The sequence below is a fragment of the Planococcus sp. VCh962 genome, assembly GCF_057748275.1.
On record NZ_JBYLHS010000001.1, the window covers coordinates 12,123 to 32,203 of the forward strand.

At 40.9% G+C, this 20,081-nt stretch carries 16 protein-coding genes and 1 other annotated feature; of the genes, 14 read left to right on the forward strand and 2 right to left on the reverse strand.

Annotation, left to right across the window (positions count from 1 at the left end):
• Window positions 1-25: 25 nt before the first annotated feature.
• From opp4A to AC3AQ9_RS00085, 5 genes are all read left to right on the forward strand, one after another.
• The gene (gene opp4A / locus AC3AQ9_RS00065; RefSeq protein WP_488305426.1) at window positions 26-1,756 is read left to right on the forward strand and encodes an oligopeptide ABC transporter substrate-binding protein; all 1,731 of its coding nucleotides are present in this window, start codon (window positions 26-28) and stop codon (window positions 1,754-1,756) included.
• 153 nt (window positions 1,757-1,909) lie between these two features.
• Window positions 1,910-2,875 carry an oligopeptide ABC transporter permease gene (gene opp4B, locus AC3AQ9_RS00070; protein ID WP_488305427.1) on the forward strand — a complete coding sequence of 322 codons (966 nt, stop codon included), beginning with the start codon at window positions 1,910-1,912 and terminating at the stop codon, window positions 2,873-2,875.
• Between the two features lie 12 nt (window positions 2,876-2,887).
• A complete protein-coding gene (gene opp4C, locus AC3AQ9_RS00075) occupies window positions 2,888-3,805 on the forward strand; it encodes an oligopeptide ABC transporter permease (protein ID WP_488305428.1) in 918 nt (305 codons plus the stop codon).
• A gap of 212 nt (window positions 3,806-4,017) precedes the next feature.
• On the forward strand, window positions 4,018-5,712 hold the full coding sequence (locus AC3AQ9_RS00080; RefSeq protein ID WP_488306788.1) for a peptide ABC transporter substrate-binding protein: 1,695 nt from the start codon (window positions 4,018-4,020) through the stop codon (window positions 5,710-5,712).
• A gap of 219 nt (window positions 5,713-5,931) precedes the next feature.
• The gene (locus tag AC3AQ9_RS00085) at window positions 5,932-7,632 is read left to right on the forward strand and encodes a peptide ABC transporter substrate-binding protein (RefSeq protein ID WP_488305429.1); all 1,701 of its coding nucleotides are present in this window, start codon (window positions 5,932-5,934) and stop codon (window positions 7,630-7,632) included.
• 68 nt (window positions 7,633-7,700) lie between these two features.
• On the opposite strand, the gene trpS is transcribed toward AC3AQ9_RS00085, so the two are convergent.
• Together trpS and AC3AQ9_RS00095 are read right to left on the reverse strand one after the other, a co-directional pair.
• A complete protein-coding gene (gene trpS, locus AC3AQ9_RS00090; protein WP_488305430.1) occupies window positions 7,701-8,690 on the reverse strand; it encodes a tryptophan--tRNA ligase in 990 nt (329 codons plus the stop codon).
• A gap of 44 nt (window positions 8,691-8,734) precedes the next feature.
• Window positions 8,735-8,948: a binding site (T-box leader), on the reverse strand.
• Window positions 8,949-8,992: 44 nt separating this feature from the next.
• On the reverse strand, window positions 8,993-9,334 hold the full coding sequence (locus AC3AQ9_RS00095) for a DUF3899 domain-containing protein (protein ID WP_488305431.1): 342 nt from the start codon (window positions 9,332-9,334) through the stop codon (window positions 8,993-8,995).
• Window positions 9,335-9,572: 238 nt separating this feature from the next.
• Here AC3AQ9_RS00095 and AC3AQ9_RS00100 point away from each other — a divergent pair, with 238 nt between their 5' ends.
• The 9 genes from AC3AQ9_RS00100 to AC3AQ9_RS00140 all read left to right on the forward strand — a co-directional run bounded on the left by AC3AQ9_RS00100 (window position 9,573) and on the right by AC3AQ9_RS00140 (window position 20,034).
• Window positions 9,573-11,285, forward strand: a complete 1,713-nt coding sequence (locus AC3AQ9_RS00100; RefSeq protein ID WP_488305432.1) for a peptide ABC transporter substrate-binding protein — start codon at window positions 9,573-9,575, stop codon at window positions 11,283-11,285.
• Between the two features lie 201 nt (window positions 11,286-11,486).
• Entirely contained in the window at window positions 11,487-12,422 is a 936-nt protein-coding gene (gene opp3b, locus AC3AQ9_RS00105) for an oligopeptide ABC transporter permease (RefSeq protein WP_488305433.1), read from the forward strand.
• On the forward strand, window positions 12,422-13,441 hold the full coding sequence (gene opp3C / locus AC3AQ9_RS00110; protein ID WP_488305434.1) for an oligopeptide ABC transporter permease: 1,020 nt from the start codon (window positions 12,422-12,424) through the stop codon (window positions 13,439-13,441). The genes opp3b and opp3C overlap by 1 nt, the downstream gene beginning before the upstream one ends.
• Before the next feature lie 15 nt (window positions 13,442-13,456).
• A complete protein-coding gene (locus AC3AQ9_RS00115; RefSeq protein ID WP_488305435.1) occupies window positions 13,457-14,512 on the forward strand; it encodes an ABC transporter ATP-binding protein in 1,056 nt (351 codons plus the stop codon).
• Window positions 14,512-15,468, forward strand: a complete 957-nt coding sequence (locus tag AC3AQ9_RS00120; RefSeq protein WP_488306789.1) for an ABC transporter ATP-binding protein — start codon at window positions 14,512-14,514, stop codon at window positions 15,466-15,468. Before AC3AQ9_RS00115 ends, AC3AQ9_RS00120 begins: the two co-directional genes overlap by 1 nt.
• Before the next feature lie 98 nt (window positions 15,469-15,566).
• Window positions 15,567-16,775 (forward strand): putative glycoside hydrolase, encoded by a 1,209-nt coding sequence (locus AC3AQ9_RS00125; protein ID WP_488305436.1) that lies wholly within the window; start codon window positions 15,567-15,569, stop codon window positions 16,773-16,775.
• A 689-nt stretch (window positions 16,776-17,464) separates the two neighbouring features.
• Window positions 17,465-17,860, forward strand: a complete 396-nt coding sequence (gene spxA, locus AC3AQ9_RS00130; protein ID WP_175557103.1) for a transcriptional regulator SpxA — start codon at window positions 17,465-17,467, stop codon at window positions 17,858-17,860.
• A 241-nt stretch (window positions 17,861-18,101) separates the two neighbouring features.
• Window positions 18,102-18,758 (forward strand): adaptor protein MecA, encoded by a 657-nt coding sequence (mecA, locus tag AC3AQ9_RS00135; protein ID WP_488305437.1) that lies wholly within the window; start codon window positions 18,102-18,104, stop codon window positions 18,756-18,758.
• Between the two features lie 184 nt (window positions 18,759-18,942).
• The gene (locus AC3AQ9_RS00140) at window positions 18,943-20,034 is read left to right on the forward strand and encodes a competence protein CoiA (RefSeq protein ID WP_488305438.1); all 1,092 of its coding nucleotides are present in this window, start codon (window positions 18,943-18,945) and stop codon (window positions 20,032-20,034) included.
• The last annotated feature ends 47 nt before the right edge of the window (window positions 20,035-20,081 follow it).

Here is a 20,081-nt window from a genome sequence, read left to right on the forward strand (position 1 = left end):
CAAAAAAATATTAGGGGGAAAAAGCATGCAAAACAAGAAGGTCTTCTGGCTATTCGCAATGATTCTAGTCTTAGCAGCATTTTTAGCGGCTTGCGGCGGGGATGATGGCGATGCCTCAAAAGATGATTCATCGAAAGACGACAGCAAGGATTCAGCAACAGCTGAAGGAGAACCGCAAAAAGGCGGTACGATGGTCTATGGTATCGACGCCCCGCCGGAAGGATTATTTAACGCAGCGTTTTATGGCATAGCTACAGATGCAGAAGTCATCGACCTTTTTGATGAGCCCTTGATTTCGTACAATGAAAAACTTGAGCCGGAACCGAACGTAGCTTCTTGGACCACTGAAGACAATAAAGTATTCAATTTCAAGTTCAAAGAAGGCGTGAAATGGCATAACGGCGAAGAACTGACAGTCAATGACTGGGTATTCGCTTTTGAAACGATTGCAAGTCCGGACTATGACGGACCTCGCTATTCAAACGTTCAAACAATTGAAGGGGCAGAGGCTTTCCGCAATGGAGAAGCTGAAGCGATTTCCGGAGTAGAAGTGGTGAACGATTACGAAATAAACATCACTTTTGACCAAGCGCGCGTTAACAACTTGACGAACCTTTGGTCTTATCCACTTCCAGAATCGGTGCTTGGAGATGTTCCAGTCGCTGAGATGTCTGCATCGGAATGGGTACGGACAACACCAATCGGAATCGGGCCATTCAAAGTGGAAAAAATCGTCCCAGGTGAATCAGTTGAGCTATCCAGATTCGATGAATACTGGAATGGCGATGTGAATTTGGATAAAATCGTTGTTCGCGTAATCGACAACTCTTCAGTAGTTGGTGCATTGCAAAACGGCGATGTTGATATGATTTCACTTCAGCCGGTTTCGGGACCGGAAGTAGAGCCATTGGAAAACGTGGACATCATTACGTATCCTGGCCTTTCTTATTACTATGTAGGATTTAAGCTTGGCAAATTCGATAATGCAAAACAAACAATTTCTGAAGAACTTCCGAAATACCAAAGCAAAGAACTTCGCCAAGCGATGATGTATGCTATCAACCGCCAGGAATGGGCTGACGCTTTCTTCTTCGGTTATGCAAAAGTTGTTAATAAGCCGGTTCCTACTGCACACTGGAATGCGGCTGATGACAGTGAATTGAACACTTATGACTACGATCCGGAAAAAGCAAAAGAGCTCCTTGATGCTGCCGGATATGCAGACAAAAATGGCGATGGTTTCCGTGAAGATCCAAACGGCGATGAATTCGTTGTAAAGTTCTCTCACTATGCAACAGGAAACCCGACATTCGAATCACGTGCACAAGCAATCACTCAATATTGGGAAGAAGTAGGCATCAAATCAGAACTGGAAATGGTAGAAGTCAACTTGTACTATGAAATGATTGAAAAAGATGATCCTTCTATTGAAACTTTCTTTGGCGGCTGGTCTACAGGATCCGATCCAGATCCATCGGCTACATGGAAAGCAAATCAATTATGGAACTATACTCGCTACAATAATCCAGAAGCAGACAAGCTGCTTGATGATGCTTTAAATATCGATATCGTTGGTACGGACCAGCAAAAACGTGCTGATTTGTATGTTGAATGGCAGAAGATTGTAAATGAAGAAGTCCCGATGCTATACATTGCAGAACTTGAAGAAATTGTAGCTTTAAACAAGCGTGTAGGCGGAACGGAATATGATGTATCAGGTTCGAATAGCCCGGCAAAATGGTTTGTAAAAGAATAAGGGTTCAGCAGCACATTCAACGATGGGCAGAAAAAGCCCATCGTTGAATAATTATTTAAAGGCTCTTATGCACGGTAAGGGAAGCTTGTCGAAAAGCAGTTCTTACCGTGCCGGAGAGCTCAACTGAGAATATGAACGACAAGGAGAGTATATATGCTGAAATACACATTTAGAAGACTGCTTGGAATGATTCCTATGCTCATCCTTATTTCCGTTGTAGTGTTTGCTTTAGCAAAACTCATGCCGGGAGATTCGCTGAGCGGCGAAATCGATCCGCTCAATACAAATCCAGAGTACATTGCAGAAATGAGGGAAAAGCTGGGCTATAATGATCCGTTGCCTGTGCAATATTTTAATTGGATTACGGACTTTGTCCAAGGGGACTTTGGCAAATCAACTCGTTTTAAAGTGCCGGTTGCAGACGTCATCATGGAAAAACTTCCGAATACCCTTTTTCTTGGAGTAATATCGCTAGTGATCACCTATATACTGGCTTTTATCATGGGAATGTATTCGGGGCGCAAACCATATACCATTGGTGACAATGCGATAGCTGGACTCAATTATGTGATGTTGGCAATCCCGTCTTTTGTTGCGGCGGTTTTTGCTATTTACTTTTTCTCCTTCCATTTAAACTGGTTCCCATTCGGGGGTTCGGTGGATATTCTGGTTGAAGAGGGCTCGCTTGAATATTGGCTTAGCAGGCTTCATCATGTGTTGCTTCCAGCCCTTGTCCTTGGAGCATTGAGCACGGCTTCCTATACCCAATTTCTTCGCAATGATATTATCGAAAACTCGCGCAAAGATTTTGTGCGTACGGCTCGTGCCAAAGGGACGCCGATGAAAAAGATTTACAACGTGCATATTCTGCGGAACTCCATCATTCCACTGGTAACTTTTTTGGGATTTGACTTCGCAGCCTTAATCGGAGGCGCTATTATTACAGAAACTATTTTTACTTATCCGGGGATCGGCCAATTATTCCTTGATTCGGTCACCAACCAGGATTATCCGACTTTAATGGCATTAACGATGCTGTTGTCCTTTTTAACATTAGCAGGAAATTTATTGGCAGATATATTATACGGCATCGTGGATCCACGAATCCGTTTGGATTAAGGAGGAGCAGTTATGGCATCATCAACAACTATTGCACAGCAGAAGAAGCCGGAAAGAAGCTTGTCTCCATGGCAGATTGCACGGAAAAAATTTTTACGGAATAAATTAGCAATGATTAGCACCGGCTTTATTGTTTTAGTTACTCTCATGTCTTTATTGGCGCCGTTCTTAGCACCATACCTTTCTCCTAATCCAGATATATCAAGAGTAAATATTGGCTCAATGAACATTGAGCCAAATAGTGAGCACCTGATGGGAACAGATAAGAGCGGCAGAGACGTCCTGACTCGTTTGTTTTACGGAGGACGAGTATCATTATTAGTCGGCTTTAGCGCTACCTTAATGGTCATCACATTGGGGACGCTTGTTGGATCTATAGCTGGCTTTTTTGGCGGGATTGTAGATAGTATTTTAATGAGGTTTACCGATTTTGTCTTAAACTTCCCATTCTTGGTCTTCGTTATTGTATTAAATACCGTTTTATATGGACTCGTAGATGGTTTATGGGTATTAATCATTGTCATTGGAGCTCTCAGTTGGGGAGGAGTTGCCAGATTGGTGCGAAGTAAAGTACTGGCAGAAAAAGAGAATGAATATATACTGGCGGCTTTATCGATTGGCTGTTCACCTTGGAAAGTCATTCGCAAACATCTCTTGCCAAATGTCATGTCCACAATCATCGTCCAGGCTACATTGATTTTTGCCAGTATGATTGTAGTTGAATCGGCATTAAGCTATTTAGGTTTTGGTGTGCCGCAGACTACACCAAGCTGGGGCAATATGTTGTCGTCTGCTAATGAACCTGATGTTTTGCAAGGCAAACCATGGATATGGATGCCTCCGGCTCTGATTATCACCTTAACAATTTTATCCATCAATTTTATTGGCGAAGGATTGAAGGATGCTTTGAATCCTAAATCATTAAGATGATAGTAGAGGCTGCAATTTTGCAGCCTTTTTTATGTGGTTTAAATCCGTAGGTTATCTACTAAGATTTTTATAATTAGAGAGTATTTAAATTTTTTTGATATAAAAATGATAATGAAGATAAAAAACGCTATTAATTTGTGTATTAAAACAGTATAATTCTAAATATACATAATATTCTGAAAATAATTTAGGGAGGTATTCAAGTGTCGAGCATGAAAAGGTTCTGGTTAGTCGTTTTGCTTCTTTTGGCTGGGATTGTGCTAGGTTCATGCAATGGGGAAGGTGAAAACAATACGCCAGCACCGGAAGGGAATAATGAAAAAGAAGAAGGGGCAGCAGGGGAAATGGATGCAGAACAAGTACTCAATATAATGGAAAGTGCAGAAATTCCCACCATGGATTCAGCGATTGCGGAAGACATAGTTGCTTTTACTATTTTGAACAACGTCAATGAAGGTTTGTTCCGTCTAAATAAAGAAAACATAGCGGAACCGGCAATGGCGGAAGGCGAACCGGAAATCAGCGAAGACGGCCTGACGTACACCTTCAAATTGCGGGATGCCAATTGGTCGGACGGTACGCCGGTGACCGCGCAGGATTTCGTATTCGCCTGGCAACGGGCAGTCGACCCGGCAACCGGGTCGCCTTACGGCCCTTACATGATGGCGGGCACCATCAAAAATGCGGCGGCAATTGCGGAAGGCAAGATGGACAAAGCGGAACTTGGCGTGGAAGCGCCGGACGACAAAACGCTGGTGGTGACTTTGGAACGTCCGGTCCCTTATTTCCTCTCGCTGATGTCGTTCGGGACCTTCCTACCGCAGAAAGAAGCTTATGTCACGGAGAAAGGCGGCTCTTATGCCACTAATTCAGATAATATTTTATACAACGGACCGTTCATGTTGACTAACTGGGACGGCACGGGCCTGACATGGTCAATGGAAAAGAATCCGGAGTATTGGGACGCAGAAACGGTTAAGCTTCAGACCGTCAATGTGGACGTCGTAAAAGAGGTAAGTACAGGAGTAAATCTTTACACTTCAGGCAAGAAAGACAGTGTGCTTCTTTCTGGGGAATATGCCATGCAGCATGCTGACGATCCTGACTTAATAAAAAATTTAACACCGGCTATTTTTTACTTTAAATATAACCAGGAACGTAACGGAGAAAAGACCCCACTCGCCAATTTAAATATACGGAAAGCAATTTCTATGGCTTTCAATAAACAGGACATGGTCGATACCGTAATGGCAGATGGCTCTCTTCCAGCGAATTACCTGGTACCGGCTGAATTCACATTTGATGAAGATAAGAAAGACTTCAGGGAAATCAATGGAGATATGAATGAGTACAATACAGAAGAAGCAAAAGAACTTTGGACGACTGGTTTAGAAGAAGAAGGGCTCTCAGACTTAAGTGTTGAGTTATTAATTGATGATTCAAGTGATAGTAAAAATTTAGGGGCTTATATTAAATCACAGCTTGAAGAAAACCTTAGTGGAATTACAGTCAATATAAAATCGGTGCCTTTTTCTGTACGCTTGGAACTCGATGGATCGCAAGATTACGATATACAAATTTCAGGCTGGGGCCCAGACTACCAGGATCCCATGACTTTCATCGATTTGTTCGTGACTGGTTCATCTCATAACAATATGGGATACACTAATCCGGAATTTGATGCATTGGTGGACTCTGCCAAAGCCGAGTTGACACAAGACCCAGCGGCTCGCTGGGAGGCGATGGCACAGGCAGAACGGATATTGATCGAGGAAGATGCAGCAATCGGGCCAATTTTCCAAGAAGGAACGATGTCTCTTCAAAAGCCTTACGTGAAAGATATAATCAGACAGCCGTTTGGCGGTGAATTTAGTTACAAATGGACGTATATATCCGGGAAAGAATAAAAGTTCATCAATGAAAAAGCTGCTTTGATAGCAGCTTTTTTTTATGCGTGGTTGTTTTAAAAATTCATCTCAATTGGCAAAAAGAGAAATAGCTGAATTTGTTTCCATAATGAAAAATGTTTTTTGTTATTAAATAAATCAAATAAATACTATACATTATAAAAAGAAGTTGTATAATTTAATAAATAAACTTTTCGGAAAATTAAGGGGGAGGACTTAGTGAATCGCAAGAAGATATACTGGTTACTCTGTACGATTTTAAGTTTCAGTTTCTTTTTAGCTGCCTGCAGTGGCAATAGCGACAATACGGCTCCGGAAAATGCAGAAGAAAATACTGAAGGAGTAGCTACAGGAGAATTAGATTCAGTACAGGAATTAAATTTGATGGCAAGCGCTGAAATCCCCACTATGGATTCGGCACTTGCGGAAGACGCGGTAGCTTTCAATATTTTGAACAATGTCAATGAAGGGCTGTACCGCCTGAATCAGGAAAACGTGGCTGAGCCTGCGATGGCTGAAGGCGAACCTGAAATCAGCGAAGACGGATTAACGTACACATTTAAATTGCGGGATGCCAATTGGTCAGATGGTACGCCGGTGACCGCGCAAGATTTCGTATTCGCCTGGCAACGGGCAGTCGACCCGGCAACCGGGTCGCCTTACGGCCCTTACATGATGGCGGGCACCATCAAAAATGCGGCGGCAATTGCGGAAGGCAAGATGGACAAAGCGGAACTTGGCGTGGAAGCGCCGGACGACAAAACGCTGGTGGTGACTTTGGAACGCCCGGTCCCTTATTTTCTCTCACTGATGTCGTTCGGCACCTTCCTGCCGCAGAAAGAGGCGTTCGTCACTGAAAAAGGGGGAGCTTACGCTTCAAATTCCGACAATGTCCTGTACAATGGTCCTTTTATGCTGACCAATTGGGATGGTACAGGTCTGACATGGTCGATGGAAAAGAACCCGGAGTACTGGGATGCAGAAACCGTTAAACTCGAGACAATTAACGTGGATGTGGTGAAAGATGCGGGTACTGGACTGAATCTCTATAATTCGGGAGAAAAAGATCGTACAAGTCTCTCCGGGGAATTTGCGATGCAATACGCTGATGATCCTGAAGTAGTACGGGAATTAGAGCCAAGCATTTTTTACATGAAGTTTAATCAGCAACGCAATGGCCAGCCGACTGTTCTGGCAAATGAAAATATCCGTAGAGCCATCTCAATGGCTTTTAATAAACAGGATTTAGTAGATGTCGTATTGGCGAACGGATCACTTCCAGCGAATTTCTTGGTGCCGACTGAATTTACATTCGATGAGAATCAGAAAGATTTTCGGGATGTTAATGGCGATATGAACGAGTACAATGCAGATGAAGCGAAAAAACTATGGGCTCAAGGCATGGAAGAAGAGGGGTTAACTGAAGTTACGATTGAATATCTTGGAGATGACACTGAACTCTCTAAAAAGATGAATGAATATATGAAAGCCCAGCTGGAAGAAAATCTTGAAGGTTTAACCATTCAAATTAAGACAGTTCCATTCAATGTCCGTTTGGAATTGGATGAAGCTCAAGATTATGAAATCCAGAACTCTGGCTGGGGTCCTGATTACCAGGATCCAATGACATTCATCGATTTGTTTGTCACCGGTTCTCCTCAGAATAAAATGGGATACTCTAATCCGGAATTTGATGCATTAGTGGAATCTGCCAAAGGAGAATTGGCACAAGACATCCCGGCTCGCTGGGATGCGATGGCACAGGCAGAACGGATATTAATTGAAGAAGATGCAGCAATCGCACCTATCTATCAGCGCGGCGCGATGGTACTGCAAAAACCTTATGTCAATGACATTGTTACACATCCGTTCGGTGGAGATTACGGCTATAAATGGACATATATCTCCGGAAAGCAGTAGCCGTAAGAAGTTCTGGGAATTTTTTATAAAGACAAAAAGAAAAGGCTACAGATGCTGTAGCCTTTTCTTTATTTGCGTTTACGGCCTAAGCCCATCGCATTTTCCATTTTCTTTAACGTCTTATTGGCCAAATAATTAGCTTTTTCGGCGCCTTCATCCAAAATACGGTCAAGTTCTTCTGAATTTAAGAGTTCCTGATAGCGTTCTTGAATAGGAGCAAGATGGTCGGTTACCGCTTTTGCAACCGATGCTTTGAAATCGCCATAGCCGGAGCCTTCATATTTAGAGACAAGCGATTCAATGCTTTCGTCTGTAAGAGCCGCTTCGATAGTCAATAAATTGGAAATGCCGGGTTTGTTTACAGGATCAAATTTCACAATGCCTTCTGAATCTGTTACTGCGCTTTTAATTTTCTTTTCGATTGTCTTTAAATCATCCAGCAGTGTGACAATCGCTTTTTTATTGGTATCCGACTTGCTCATTTTTTTCGTTGGATCTTGAAGTGACATGATGCGGGCACCATTTTTCGGAATACGAATTTCCGGAATCTTGAATACTTCATTAAAACGTTTATTAAAGCGTTCTGCCAAATCACGGGTCAATTCAATATGCTGCTTCTGATCATCTCCGACCGGTACGACATCGGTTTGATAAAGGAGAATGTCCGCTGCCATCAAAGGTGGATAAGTCAAAAGGCCGGACGACACCGAAGTGTTTTTTGCAGATTTATCTTTGTATTGCGTCATGCGCTCAAGTTCACCAATAGTAGAAATGCATTGCATCATCCAACCGGCTTGGGCATGTGCCGGAACTTCCGATTGTATGAATAGAGTAACTTTCTCCGGATCAATACCGACAGCAAGATATAAAGCTGCAAGAGCTTTAATATTTTTTCTTAGCTCCAGCCGATCTTGGGGCATGGTAATGGCATGCTGGTCCACGATACAAAAAATACAGTCAAACTCATCCTGCAGATCGGTAAATTGCTTGAATGCACCGATATAATTTCCTAAAGTAACGGTACCAGTAGGTTGTACGCCTGAAAAGATTTTTTTCATCTAAATTCCTCCTCAATATAAAAAAACACAGCACACATCCCAAAAAAAGGGACGAATGATGTGTTTTTCCGCGGTACCACCCTAGTTGCCGTCACCGGCCACTCTTCTTCATAACGTGAAGATCACGGAACCGGCTACTTGTTTGTTCACCGGTTCAGCTCAAAAGCCCATTCAATGTTATCCTCCATCTGTTTTCACCAGCCACAGACTCTCTATATAGAAGGAACAGCATTTACTCTTCTTTTTCATCGCTCATTTTCTATTCGTTAATTATAATACAAAAAAGTTTTTAGAAGCAAGATTTATAGCTGATAAATAACAAGTGAAATTCCCATACCCAGTAAAGTGACACCGCCAATGATCAACAGCGGAGCGCTTGAAACAGCGAAGATTTCAGAAGGTGAACGCATTTCGTCATCTTCTAAAGTAGATTTTCCCTTAAAGACTTTTCTCATGCTCATTGTAAATATATCAAATACTCCTGTACGTATGACAAAAACCCATAAGCCTATAAAAAACAAGACTCCACCATAAATGAAAGAATTGTTTACATAAGATAATAGAGAGAAAGGCTCGCTCCGCAACACCATGGTCAGAAGAATTAAGACTTGGATAAAAATTATACCAAGAATTGTTTTTTTCATTTTTACACCCCTGTTCTTAATTATTGTAGAAGAAATAATAAAAAAAATCAAAATCTATAATAAAAAATTTGTTAAAAAATCCTTATAAAACCAATATTCATGCTTTTCTTCGTAATATAACTGTCATATCATTGTTATAAAGTTGTAACTAGTCAAAAAAAAGTGCTGTACAACTAAAAAAGATTATGTATAATAAACAGTGTACCAATTTTTCAGAAAATTTAAGGGGGTCACGTAAGTGAAGAACAGCAAGTTATTTTGGCTATTGGGCCTGGTTCTAGTTCTTAGTGCCTTCCTAGCGGCATGTGGCGGCGGGGAAGATACTGCAACTGAACCAACAGACAAAGAGGGCAATACAGAAAAAACTGATGAAAAAGCATCAGGGGATTTAGATTCAGTGCAAGAGTTGAATTTAATGGAAACTGCAGAAATTCCAACAATGGATTCAGCACTTGCTGAAGACGCTGTAGCTTTCAACATTATGAACAATGTAAACGAAGGTTTGTACCGCTTGAACCAAGAAAACATTGCAGAACCGGCTATGGCTGAAGGCGAACCTGAAGTCAGCGAAGACGGATTAACTTACACTTTCAAATTGCGTGATGCTAACTGGTCAGATGGTACACCTGTTACAGCACAGGACTTCGTATTCTCATGGCAGCGTGCTGTTGATCCAGCTACCGGATCACCTTACGGCCCTTACATGATGGCTGGCACTATCAAAAACGCTGCAGCAATTGCAGAAGGCAAGATGGACAAAGCTGAACTTGGTGTAGAAGCGAAAGATGAAAAAACTCTAGTGGTAACACTTGAGCGTCCTGTTCCATACTTCATGTCATTAATGGCATTTGGAACATTCCTTCCACAGAAAGAAGCGTTTGTCACTGAAAAAGGCGAAGCTTATGCTTCTAACTCTGACAATCTTCTTTACAACGGACCTTTCGTTTTGACTAAATGGGATGGCACTGGCCTAACATGGTCAATGGAAAAGAACCCGGAGTACTGGGATGCAGAAACAGTTAAACTTGATAAAATCAACGTAGACGTGGTTAAAGAGGCGGGAACTGGGCTTAACCTTTATAATTCAGGTGAAAAAGACCGTGCAAGCCTTTCTGGTGAGTATGCATTACAATATGCTGACAATGCAGAAGTTGTTAAAGAATTAGAGCCGACTGTATTCTATTTGAAATTTAACCAAGAACGCAATGGAGAAAAAACTCCATTAGAAAACATAAATATCCGTAAAGCGATTTCTATGGCTTACAATAAACAAGATTTGGTAGATGTTGTGTTGGCTAACGGATCACTTCCAGCTGATTTCTTAGTACCGACTGAATTTACTTTTGATGAAGAGAAAAAAGACTTCCGTGAAGTAAACGGAAAAATGAACGAATTTAATGCTGAAGAAGCTAAAAAATACTGGGAAACTGGTTTGAAAGAGCTAGGCGTTACAGAAGTTACTCTTGAATTGCTTGGTGGAGATACTGAGCTTTCTAAGAAAATGGACGAGTACTTAAAATCTCAACTTGAAGGAAACCTTGAAGGATTGACTGTCAACCTAAAAGCGGTTCCATTCGCGGTACGTCTAGAACTTGATGAGAAACAAGATTACGATATCCAAAACTCTGGCTGGGGTCCTGACTATCAAGATCCGATGACATTCCTCGACTTGTTCGTAACAGGCTCTGCTCAGAACAAAATGAGTTACTCTAACCCTGAATTCGACAAATTGATTGAACAAGCTAAAGGCGAATTGTCTCTAGATCCTGCAGCTCGCTGGGAAGCTATGGCAAAAGCAGAGAAAATTTTGGTTGAAGAAGATGCTACTATTTCTGGGATCTTCCAACGTAGTGTAATGTCACTTCAAAAACCGTATGTTCATGACATCGTTGTTCACCCATTCGGTGGAGATTATGGTTACAAGTGGGCTTACATTTCCGGCAAAGAATAATCTAATACACTGGCCACTGTGAAAAACAAATAGAAAGAGAGTATATCGCTTGTATTTGGACGATATACTCTCTTTTCTAATGAAGGAAAATTCACGGAAAATTAAACATTTTCTGCTAACTTTCGAAAAAAACAAGCCTTAAATTTATTATTGAAACAAGAGTCTTGTGTAATATAGAAGTATTCATTTTGGAGGTGCAACATGGCACGATACATCGGCAAACGATTAATTTATATGGTAATCACGTTAGCGTTGATTGCTACTTTCACATTTTTCTTAATGAAAATTTTACCAGGTTCCCCTATCGCTTCCGCAGATAAATTATCTCCAGAACAAAGGGCAGTGGTTGAAGAAGCTTACGGATTAAATGACCCTCTCCCGGTCCAGTATTTTAACTATATGTTCGGCTTAGTGCAAGGGGATTTAGGAATTTCGATTAACCAGTTCAAAGGTGCACCGGTAACTGATTTAATACTCAGCCGTATGGGACCTTCTGCGCAAATCGGTTTCCAAGGGATGCTGATTGGAACTGTGATTGGCATTCTGCTTGGAATGATAGCTGCTCTGCGGCAAAACACCTGGATCGACTACAGCAGTACGCTCGTAGCTATAATCGGAATATCCATTCCTTCTTTTGTATTTGCTTCACTGCTTCAATATTGGTTCGGGCTTAAATTGGAATGGTTCCCGGTAGCATTGTGGAAAGACGGATTTATGTCGAGTGTCCTGCCATCAATCGCATTGGCAATGTTCCCGCTTGCAACAGCGGCACGCTTTATCCGTACAGAAATGATTGAAGTCTTAGGTTCAGATTATATAACATTAGCGAAAGCCAAAGGGGCAAGCGGCTCGGAGATTGCATTCAAACATGCTTTCCGGAATGCTTTGATTCCTTTGATCACTGTACTTGGGCCAATGACAGTAGGGATTTTGACTGGATCACTTGTGGTGGAACAAATCTTTGCGATTCCAGGAATTGGAGAACAATTCGTTAAATCCATCATGGTAAATGATTTCGCGATTATTATGGGCACCACTATTTTCTTCTCGGTCTTCCTTATCGTCGTTATTTTAATCGTAGATATTCTTTATGGCATCATCGATCCTCGGATTCGTCTTTCAGGAGGTAAAAGTTAATGACCCAAAATCTAGAAAAATTACCCAAAGGTTCGTTCGAACGAATCACGGTGGATACAAAACAAGCGGAACGCATCTCTAAACCAAGTGTCAGCTTCTGGCAAGATGCCTGGTATAGATTGCGCAAAAACAAAGGAGCCATTTTCAGCTTGGTGCTGTTCCTCTTAATCGCAATCATGTCATTTGTGGGACCGGCAATCAGTCCGTATGAACCAAATGCACAGACTATTACGCATGCGAACTTACCGCCGAAAATACCTGTCATTGAAAATTTTGGGATTTTTGATGGCGTAGGGACTTTAGGTGGAAAAGAAGTTGACTTGTATGAAATGAAAAATGTTGAAGTCAACTATTGGTTCGGGACCGACGGACTAGGGCGAGATATGTTTTCCCGCCTATGGAAAGGGACTCAAGTTTCTTTATTCATTGCGTTTGTAGCGGCAGCGATTGATATGATAATCGGTGTCATCTATGGCGGGATTTCTGGTTATTTCGGCGGCCGCGTGGATGATTTTATGCAGCGTATCGTAGAAATACTGACCGGTATCCCAAACCTTGTCGTCGTAATTTTGTTCATTATGATAATGGATCCCGGAATTCTAGCTATCATCATTGCATTAACAATAACCGGTTGGACAGGAATGTCACGAGTCGTGCGCGGGCAGGTCCTTAAATACAAGAACCAGGAGTTTGTACTTGCTTCCAGGACTCTTGGGGCAAGCGATTCCCGCATTATTTGGAAACATTTGATGCCTAACGTCCTTGGCATAATCATTATCAATACGATGTTCACTATCCCAAGCGCCATTTTCTTTGAAGCGTTCTTGAGCTTTATCGGTTTAGGTCTTCAAGCACCGGATGCGTCACTTGGAACATTGATTAACGACGGTTACAAATTGCTTCAATATCAGCCGCATATTTTAGCATTCCCGGCTATCTTGTTGAGCTTGATTATGATTTGCTTTAACTTGATCGGTGATGGCCTTCGCGATGCGCTTGATCCTAAGATGAAAGATTAAGGAGGAAAGTCACAAATGGAGAAAATTTTACAAGTAAAAGACCTTGAGCTTTCCTTTAATACTTTTGGTGGGGAAGTTAAAGCTATCCGAGGCGTCAATTTTGATTTATATAAAGGTGAGACATTAGCAATTGTCGGGGAATCAGGTTCCGGTAAATCCGTTACCACAAAATCCATCATGCGTCTGCTGCCGGAACATTCGGCTGAATTCAAGAATGGTGAAATCTTGTTTGGCGGACGTGATTTAACCAAGCTTTCGGATAAAGAGATGCAGAAGATCCGCGGGAAAGATATTTCAATGATTTTTCAGGATCCGATGACTTCTTTGAATCCGACAATGCCAATTGGTCGGCAAATTACAGAACCGATTTTAAAGCACCAAAAAATCAGTAAAGCAGAAGCGAAAAAAGTGGCCATCGACTTATTGCGTTTAGTTGGTATGCCGAAACCTGAACTTCGAATGAAACAATATCCGCACCAATTTTCCGGCGGACAGCGTCAGCGAATTGTTATTGCCATTTCACTTGCCTGCAATCCTCAAATTTTAATCGCTGACGAGCCGACAACAGCGCTTGATGTAACAATCCAGGCTCAGATATTAGAACTGATGAAAGACCTGCAAAAGAAAATTGATACATCCATTATCTTTATTACACATGACCTTGGAGTTGTAGCGAACGTTGCAGACCGTGTAGCTGTTATGTACGGCGGCAAAATTGTGGAAATTGGCACTGTGGATGAAATTTTCTACAATCCTCAGCATCCGTATACATGGGGATTGTTAAGTTCTATGCCATCTCTAGATACTTCTGAGGCGAAATTATATGCTATACCAGGAACTCCGCCAGATTTAATTGCACCTCCGAAAGGAGATGCTTTTGCCTTGCGCAGCGAGTATGCTTTACAAATTGACATGGAGCAAAATCCTCCATTTTTTAAAGTGAGTGATACTCATTCTGCTGCTACATGGTTATTGCATCCGGATGCACCGCAAGTTGAGCCTCCTGCAACAGTAATCGAGCGGATGAAGAAGTTCCCGGGCAGTAGATATTACGAAGGGGGAGCGGTATGATGGTAGAAAAATTATTAGAAATCAAGAACTTAAAACAGCATTTTAATGTTGGTAAAGCAAATGAAGTGAAAGCAGTCGATGACATCAGTTTCGATATTTACAGAGGCGAGACGCTGGGCTTAGTTGGAGAATCGGGATGTGGGAAATCCACTACCGGCCGCTCCATCATCCGGTTATATGATGCAACTTCAGGCGATGTTTTTTATGAAGGTGAAAACGTCCATGGCAAGAAATCGAAAAAAGAATTGAAAAAATTTAATCGGAAGATGCAAATGATTTTCCAGGATCCATATGCATCATTAAATCCTCGTATGAAAGTAATGGATATTATTGCAGAAGGCATCGATATCCATGGCTTGGCAAAAAATGCAGCTGACCGCAAGAAAATGGTTTTCGATTTGCTGGAAACTGTTGGCTTGAATAAAGAGCATGCTAACCGCTATCCACATGAATTTTCAGGTGGCCAGCGCCAGCGCCTTGGAATCGCCCGGGCATTGGCTGTAGATCCGGACTTTATCATTGCTGATGAACCGATTTCTGCATTAGATGTATCTATACAAGCACAAGTAGTTAATTTATTGAAAGAATTACAGGAAGAAAAAGGATTGACGTACCTGTTCATCGCCCATGATTTGTCCATGGTTAAATACATCTCGGATCGGATTGGCGTTATGTATTTTGGAAAGCTGGTGGAATTGGCGCCTGCGGAAGATCTATATAATAATCCCATGCACCCATATACCCAGTCTTTGTTGTCGGCTATTCCGCTTCCGGATCCGAATTACGAACGCAATCGCGTACGTAAGTCATATAATCCTGCTATGCATAATTACACAGCAGGCGATGATGTTCAGATGAGAGAGATTACTCCAGGGCATTTTGTCCAATGTTCAGTACAAGAATTCGAAACTTTAAAAGCATCTGTATCTGAGAGAGCTTCCGTCTCGGTGAAATAAAAATGACAAAGCGATGCCAAAACGGCATCGCTTTTTCTTTCAAATTTTGATAAAAATGTTAAAATGAAGAAAGATTAGGAAGAGGGGGGTAAGGCTGGATGAAAACGAAGAAATGGACAGCAGTTTGTGCTTTACTGCTAAGCACATTAGCGGTAACACCTGTGTTCGCAGCAGAAGACGAGTCGAAGACACCGGACTTTGTTTCCCGTACATACAATATCAACAATATTGATGCAGAAATGCTGGCATCATCAAAACTCCTGGCTTTTGATTCAGGACTAGCTTTTGAATACCCTGATGCAGTCAGAGGCATTTTTGTCACAGCCCATTCCGCAGGCGGAGACCGTTTTGAAAAACTTGTGGATTTGGTTGATACTACTGATTTGAACGCCATGGTAATCGACATTAAAGAAGACTTCGGATATTTAACTTATATGCCCCAAGAAGAAAGTTCTTTAGCCGCGCTAAAAATTGGTCAGCCTTATATGAAAGATCCACGGGCAGTACTGGAAAGATTAGAAGAAAAACAAATATATCCAATAGCTCGAGTCGTCGTTTTTAAAGACTCTGTTCTGGCAAATAAGCGGCCGGAGTTATCGTTTGTGGATGGAAACCAAGTTTGGAAAAATGGACGTGGTGAATCTTTTGTAAATCCATTCTTAAAAGAAGTTTGGGACCATAATGTTCAAATTGCCATTGAAGCGGCCAAATTGGGCTTTAAGGAAATTCAATTTGATTACGTACGCTTCCCTGAAGGATTTGAAAATAGAGCAGACACGCTGAAGTATTCTATGGGGGAATATGCTGATTCCGATCTTGATCCCGTACAACGGCGAGTAGAAGCAGTTACAGACTTTGTCGCCTATGCTCGAGAACAATTAAAGCCATATGGCGTGCAAGTGTCTGTTGATATTTTTGGCTATGCGGCAACCTTGCCGGAAGCACCGGGTATTGGACAGAACTTCTCGAAAATCTCTGAAAATGTTGATGTAATTTCTTCAATGATTTATCCAAGCCACTGGACCTCTTATTTCGGTATTGCCAAGCCAGATTTAGAACCTTATAAGCTGGTAACGGAATATGCCAAAGTTGAAAACAATAAATTGGCAGAACTTAAAACTCCGCCAACTTCACGACCGTGGCTACAGGACTTTACTGCATCTTATTTAGGCGCAGGAAACTACCAAAAATACGGAAAAGAAGAAGTTGAAGCACAAATTAAGGCGTTGAATGAAAATGGAATTGACGAATTCTTATTATGGAATGCTGGAAATACTTATTCACCAGGAGTAGACTATACACCTTAATAATTGCGAAAAACCCCAATCTAAGGATTGGGGTTTTTTCAGCTTGTTGAGGAAGTTAAAGTTTCTATTAGTGATCATCCCTTAACCGATATTCCGCTACACAGCTTCGAAACAAGTAAGTGCGTTGCAACGCACTTACTTGTTTCGAAAATAGCGCAGCGGTGGTTTTTCATGCAACGAAGCTAGCAAAGCAATGCAGAGACAAGGAGCATATGTTTTCAGCGACAAAGTGCGCCATCAAGCAAAGAGGTTTAGGCCGCACCCCGCGGAAAGCTTCCACCATGGAGTGAAATGAGAAAAGGCTATCGAAAGTTTCTCGACAGCCTGTAGAAAAACCAATCAAAAGGTTTGGTTTATTTCTGCAACTAATTCCTTTTTCAAACGTATTATATTCAAGAAAGAGGGAAATGATTTTCAAAAAGAAAATGTAATTGAGAATAAAAAAAATTATAAAGAGGGTTTAAAAGTCTCTTATAGGGGTAAAATTAATTATACAAATGAATAAGGAAATTATATAAAATTATAGCTAAAATGTGACGTATATGAAGCTTTAATAATAAAATTCAGCAGAATCTCTATTCATTTTAAAGCAAGTATTGTATAATGAATGTAAAGCTTCTACATTATAGTGATTCTAATTTGATAATTAAATGAAGTAACCTGAATCCGAAAGGAAGTGCTCTACTATGATGGTAACATTATTTACTTCTCCAAGCTGCACCTCTTGCCGAAAAGCAAAAGCGTGGTTGGAAGAACATGAAATTCCATATACAGAACGCAATATTTTCTCTGAGCCTTTAACAATCAGTGAGATTAAAGAAATCTTGCGAATGACAGAAGATGGCACAGACGAAATTATTTCGACTCGCTCTAAAATTTTCCAAAAACTAAATGTGGATGTAGAAAGCTTACCTCTACAGCGTCTATATGAATTAATTCAGGAATACCCTGGTTTGCTACGCCGTCCGATTATAATGGACGAGAAGCGCTTACAGGTCGGATACAACGAAGATGAAATTCGCCGCTTCCTACCTCGTAAAGTAAGAGCATATCAATTGCTTGAAGCACAGCGTATGGTAAACTAAAAAAGTTTTTAAGCTGTCCGGTCTTTATGACAATTCATAATGGATCTAGGGCAGCTTTTCTTTATTCTTAAATAGTTGCATAAATCAGTATAATGAACTAAACTCTAAGATACTTAATGCTGATGCGAGCGTTAGGCATATACTTTCTCATCCCTAGTAAAAAAGGATATAATTAAGGCAGTACCACAGCACGGTATAGAAGGACGATCCTCTTAGTCCATTTCGAAAGGAGAGGTGTAAAATGGAGATAGAAAGAATCAATGATAACACAGTTAAATTTTACATTTCCTATCTTGATGTTGAAGAACGTGGCTTTAGCCGTGACGAAATTTGGTTTAACAGAGATAAAAGTGAAGAACTTTTTTGGGAAATGATGGATGAAGTAAATGAAGAAGCAGATTTTGTCATGGAAGGGCCGCTTTGGATTCAAGTCCAAGCAATGGATAAAGGACTCGAAGTGACAGTTACTCGTGCTCAACTTACAAAAGATGGGCAAAAACTTGATTTGCCTGATGATATAGAAGAACGCCGTAAGATGTTTGGCAGTGACGATTCAGCTGCGACGGAATTTGATGAATTCGAACCTATTTTTGATGAGCCAGACTTGAAAAAATTAGAGTATACTTTTGTTTTCTCAGAAGTTGATGAATTGCTTCCGATAGCACGCCGTTTGATGTATGTACCTATTGAATCGGCCCTTTATCATTTTGAAAACAAATACTATCTATATGTAAGTTTTGATGAGATCTTACACTCAGAAAGTGATGTGAAAGATAATATCAGCATATTTACAGAATATTTGCAGGTATCTCCGGTTACGATTCATCGTCTGGAAGAGTACGGTAAGCAAATTTTTAAAGAAGATGCATTATCAAATGTATTACACTATTTCGGTTAAGGCCTCCGCTTTGGAGGTCTTTTTTGTATGAATTTTTATCAATTGTCACTTAGATGATGACGAACGTAATTGGTGTAAAACTATAAAGTAAAGACATGCAAAGCATCCTCCTATTTTCAACAGAATTTTATTAAATCATCTCTTGCCTAAGCCATAAAACTCTCTTACAATCAAAAAAAGGAGAGTGAATGCTATATTAGTAGCCAAGACTTTAGACAATCAATTAATTTATTTGAATCCGCTTGATAGCCGAAATGAACTTCTTGATTTAAGAGAAAGAGAGCAGTTTTTTTGTCCCGGTTGCGGCCAGCTGCTGTTGTTGAAAGTCGGTCATATAAAAATCCCCCATTTCTCCCATAAAACCCTTTCTGAATGCTCTTCATCCAGTGAACCCGAATCCCCTCTCCATTTAAACGGCAAGTACCTGCTGCATCAATTTTTCGTACAAAAAAATCATCAGGCAGAACTTGAAAAGTATTTTCCTCAAATCAAACAGCGAGCAGATCTGCTGATTGATAATAAATTCGCAATTGAGTTTCAATGCAGCCACATTCCCGTTCAGCAAATCAAAATGCGCTCTGCTGGATATAAATCGTTGGGGATAATGCCTTTTTGGTTTTTTTCTGTAGAAGTTCCGCTCTTTGAAGGCATCCGAATAATCAAATTAAAGTCCTTTGAACTAGCGATGCTCCAGCAACAGAAAAATTATAAATTCGCATTAGCTTTTAATCCCGTTAACAATCGGTTTTATTATTACTCCAATTTATTTCATATTAGCGGGAACCGATGGATAGCCAAAGTGAAGTCTTTAGCTGCGGAAAAACAGACATTTCCTTTTGCTGTACCGAGAAGAGTTACTAAAGCGGAATTTTCCAAAATTTATTTCTTGGCTTTTGAAGAGAGGCAGCGCTTTGTCCGGAATCAGCATTTTGTGAAAAACCGTTTTCAAAATCTTTTCTGGCGTTTGATTTATGAACTTCAATTGGATGCTAACAAACTGCCGTTAACCATAGGCATACTTTTGGCTGGAAACCATCTGATGGCTCAGTGTGCTGTTATTTGGCAACTGCAAGTGTTGCAGGCTGATTTGAAAGGGATAACTTTGAAAGAGCTTCTTCGCTCAGGAAAAATAAAGTTAACAGCCGAAGCTTCTGAGGAAGAAGTTTACGAGTTATTAGAACAATACTTAATGATCTATTCTTACCTGAAAAAACAGGAGAGCAATGAAGAAGTTCTTTTAGAGCTTTTGTATGATAACTATTGCAAAAACGTATGAAAATTGAGAAAATAATACGTAGTTCGACTCCCGAAAGAGTAGGGCAA

What these genes read in the sequence shown, in the direction of transcription:
- AC3AQ9_RS00095 (WP_488305431.1), bottom strand. Translation starts at nt 9,334, where the DNA reads ATGAAAAAAACAATTCTTGGTATAATTTTTATCCAAGTCTTAATTCTT.
- opp4C (WP_488305428.1), top strand. Translation starts at nt 2,888, where the DNA reads ATGGCATCATCAACAACTATTGCACAGCAGAAGAAGCCGGAAAGAAGC.
- AC3AQ9_RS00080 (WP_488306788.1), top strand. Translation starts at nt 4,018, where the DNA reads ATGAAAAGGTTCTGGTTAGTCGTTTTGCTTCTTTTGGCTGGGATTGTG.
- trpS (WP_488305430.1), bottom strand. Translation starts at nt 8,690, where the DNA reads ATGAAAAAAATCTTTTCAGGCGTACAACCTACTGGTACCGTTACTTTA.
- AC3AQ9_RS00125 (WP_488305436.1), top strand. Translation starts at nt 15,567, where the DNA reads ATGAAAACGAAGAAATGGACAGCAGTTTGTGCTTTACTGCTAAGCACA.
- AC3AQ9_RS00115 (WP_488305435.1), top strand. Translation starts at nt 13,457, where the DNA reads ATGGAGAAAATTTTACAAGTAAAAGACCTTGAGCTTTCCTTTAATACT.
- mecA (WP_488305437.1), top strand. Translation starts at nt 18,102, where the DNA reads ATGGAGATAGAAAGAATCAATGATAACACAGTTAAATTTTACATTTCC.
- opp4A (WP_488305426.1), top strand. Translation starts at nt 26, where the DNA reads ATGCAAAACAAGAAGGTCTTCTGGCTATTCGCAATGATTCTAGTCTTA.
- opp3C (WP_488305434.1), top strand. Translation starts at nt 12,422, where the DNA reads ATGACCCAAAATCTAGAAAAATTACCCAAAGGTTCGTTCGAACGAATC.
- AC3AQ9_RS00120 (WP_488306789.1), top strand. Translation starts at nt 14,512, where the DNA reads ATGGTAGAAAAATTATTAGAAATCAAGAACTTAAAACAGCATTTTAAT.
- opp3b (WP_488305433.1), top strand. Translation starts at nt 11,487, where the DNA reads ATGGCACGATACATCGGCAAACGATTAATTTATATGGTAATCACGTTA.
- opp4B (WP_488305427.1), top strand. Translation starts at nt 1,910, where the DNA reads ATGCTGAAATACACATTTAGAAGACTGCTTGGAATGATTCCTATGCTC.
- spxA (WP_175557103.1), top strand. Translation starts at nt 17,465, where the DNA reads ATGGTAACATTATTTACTTCTCCAAGCTGCACCTCTTGCCGAAAAGCA.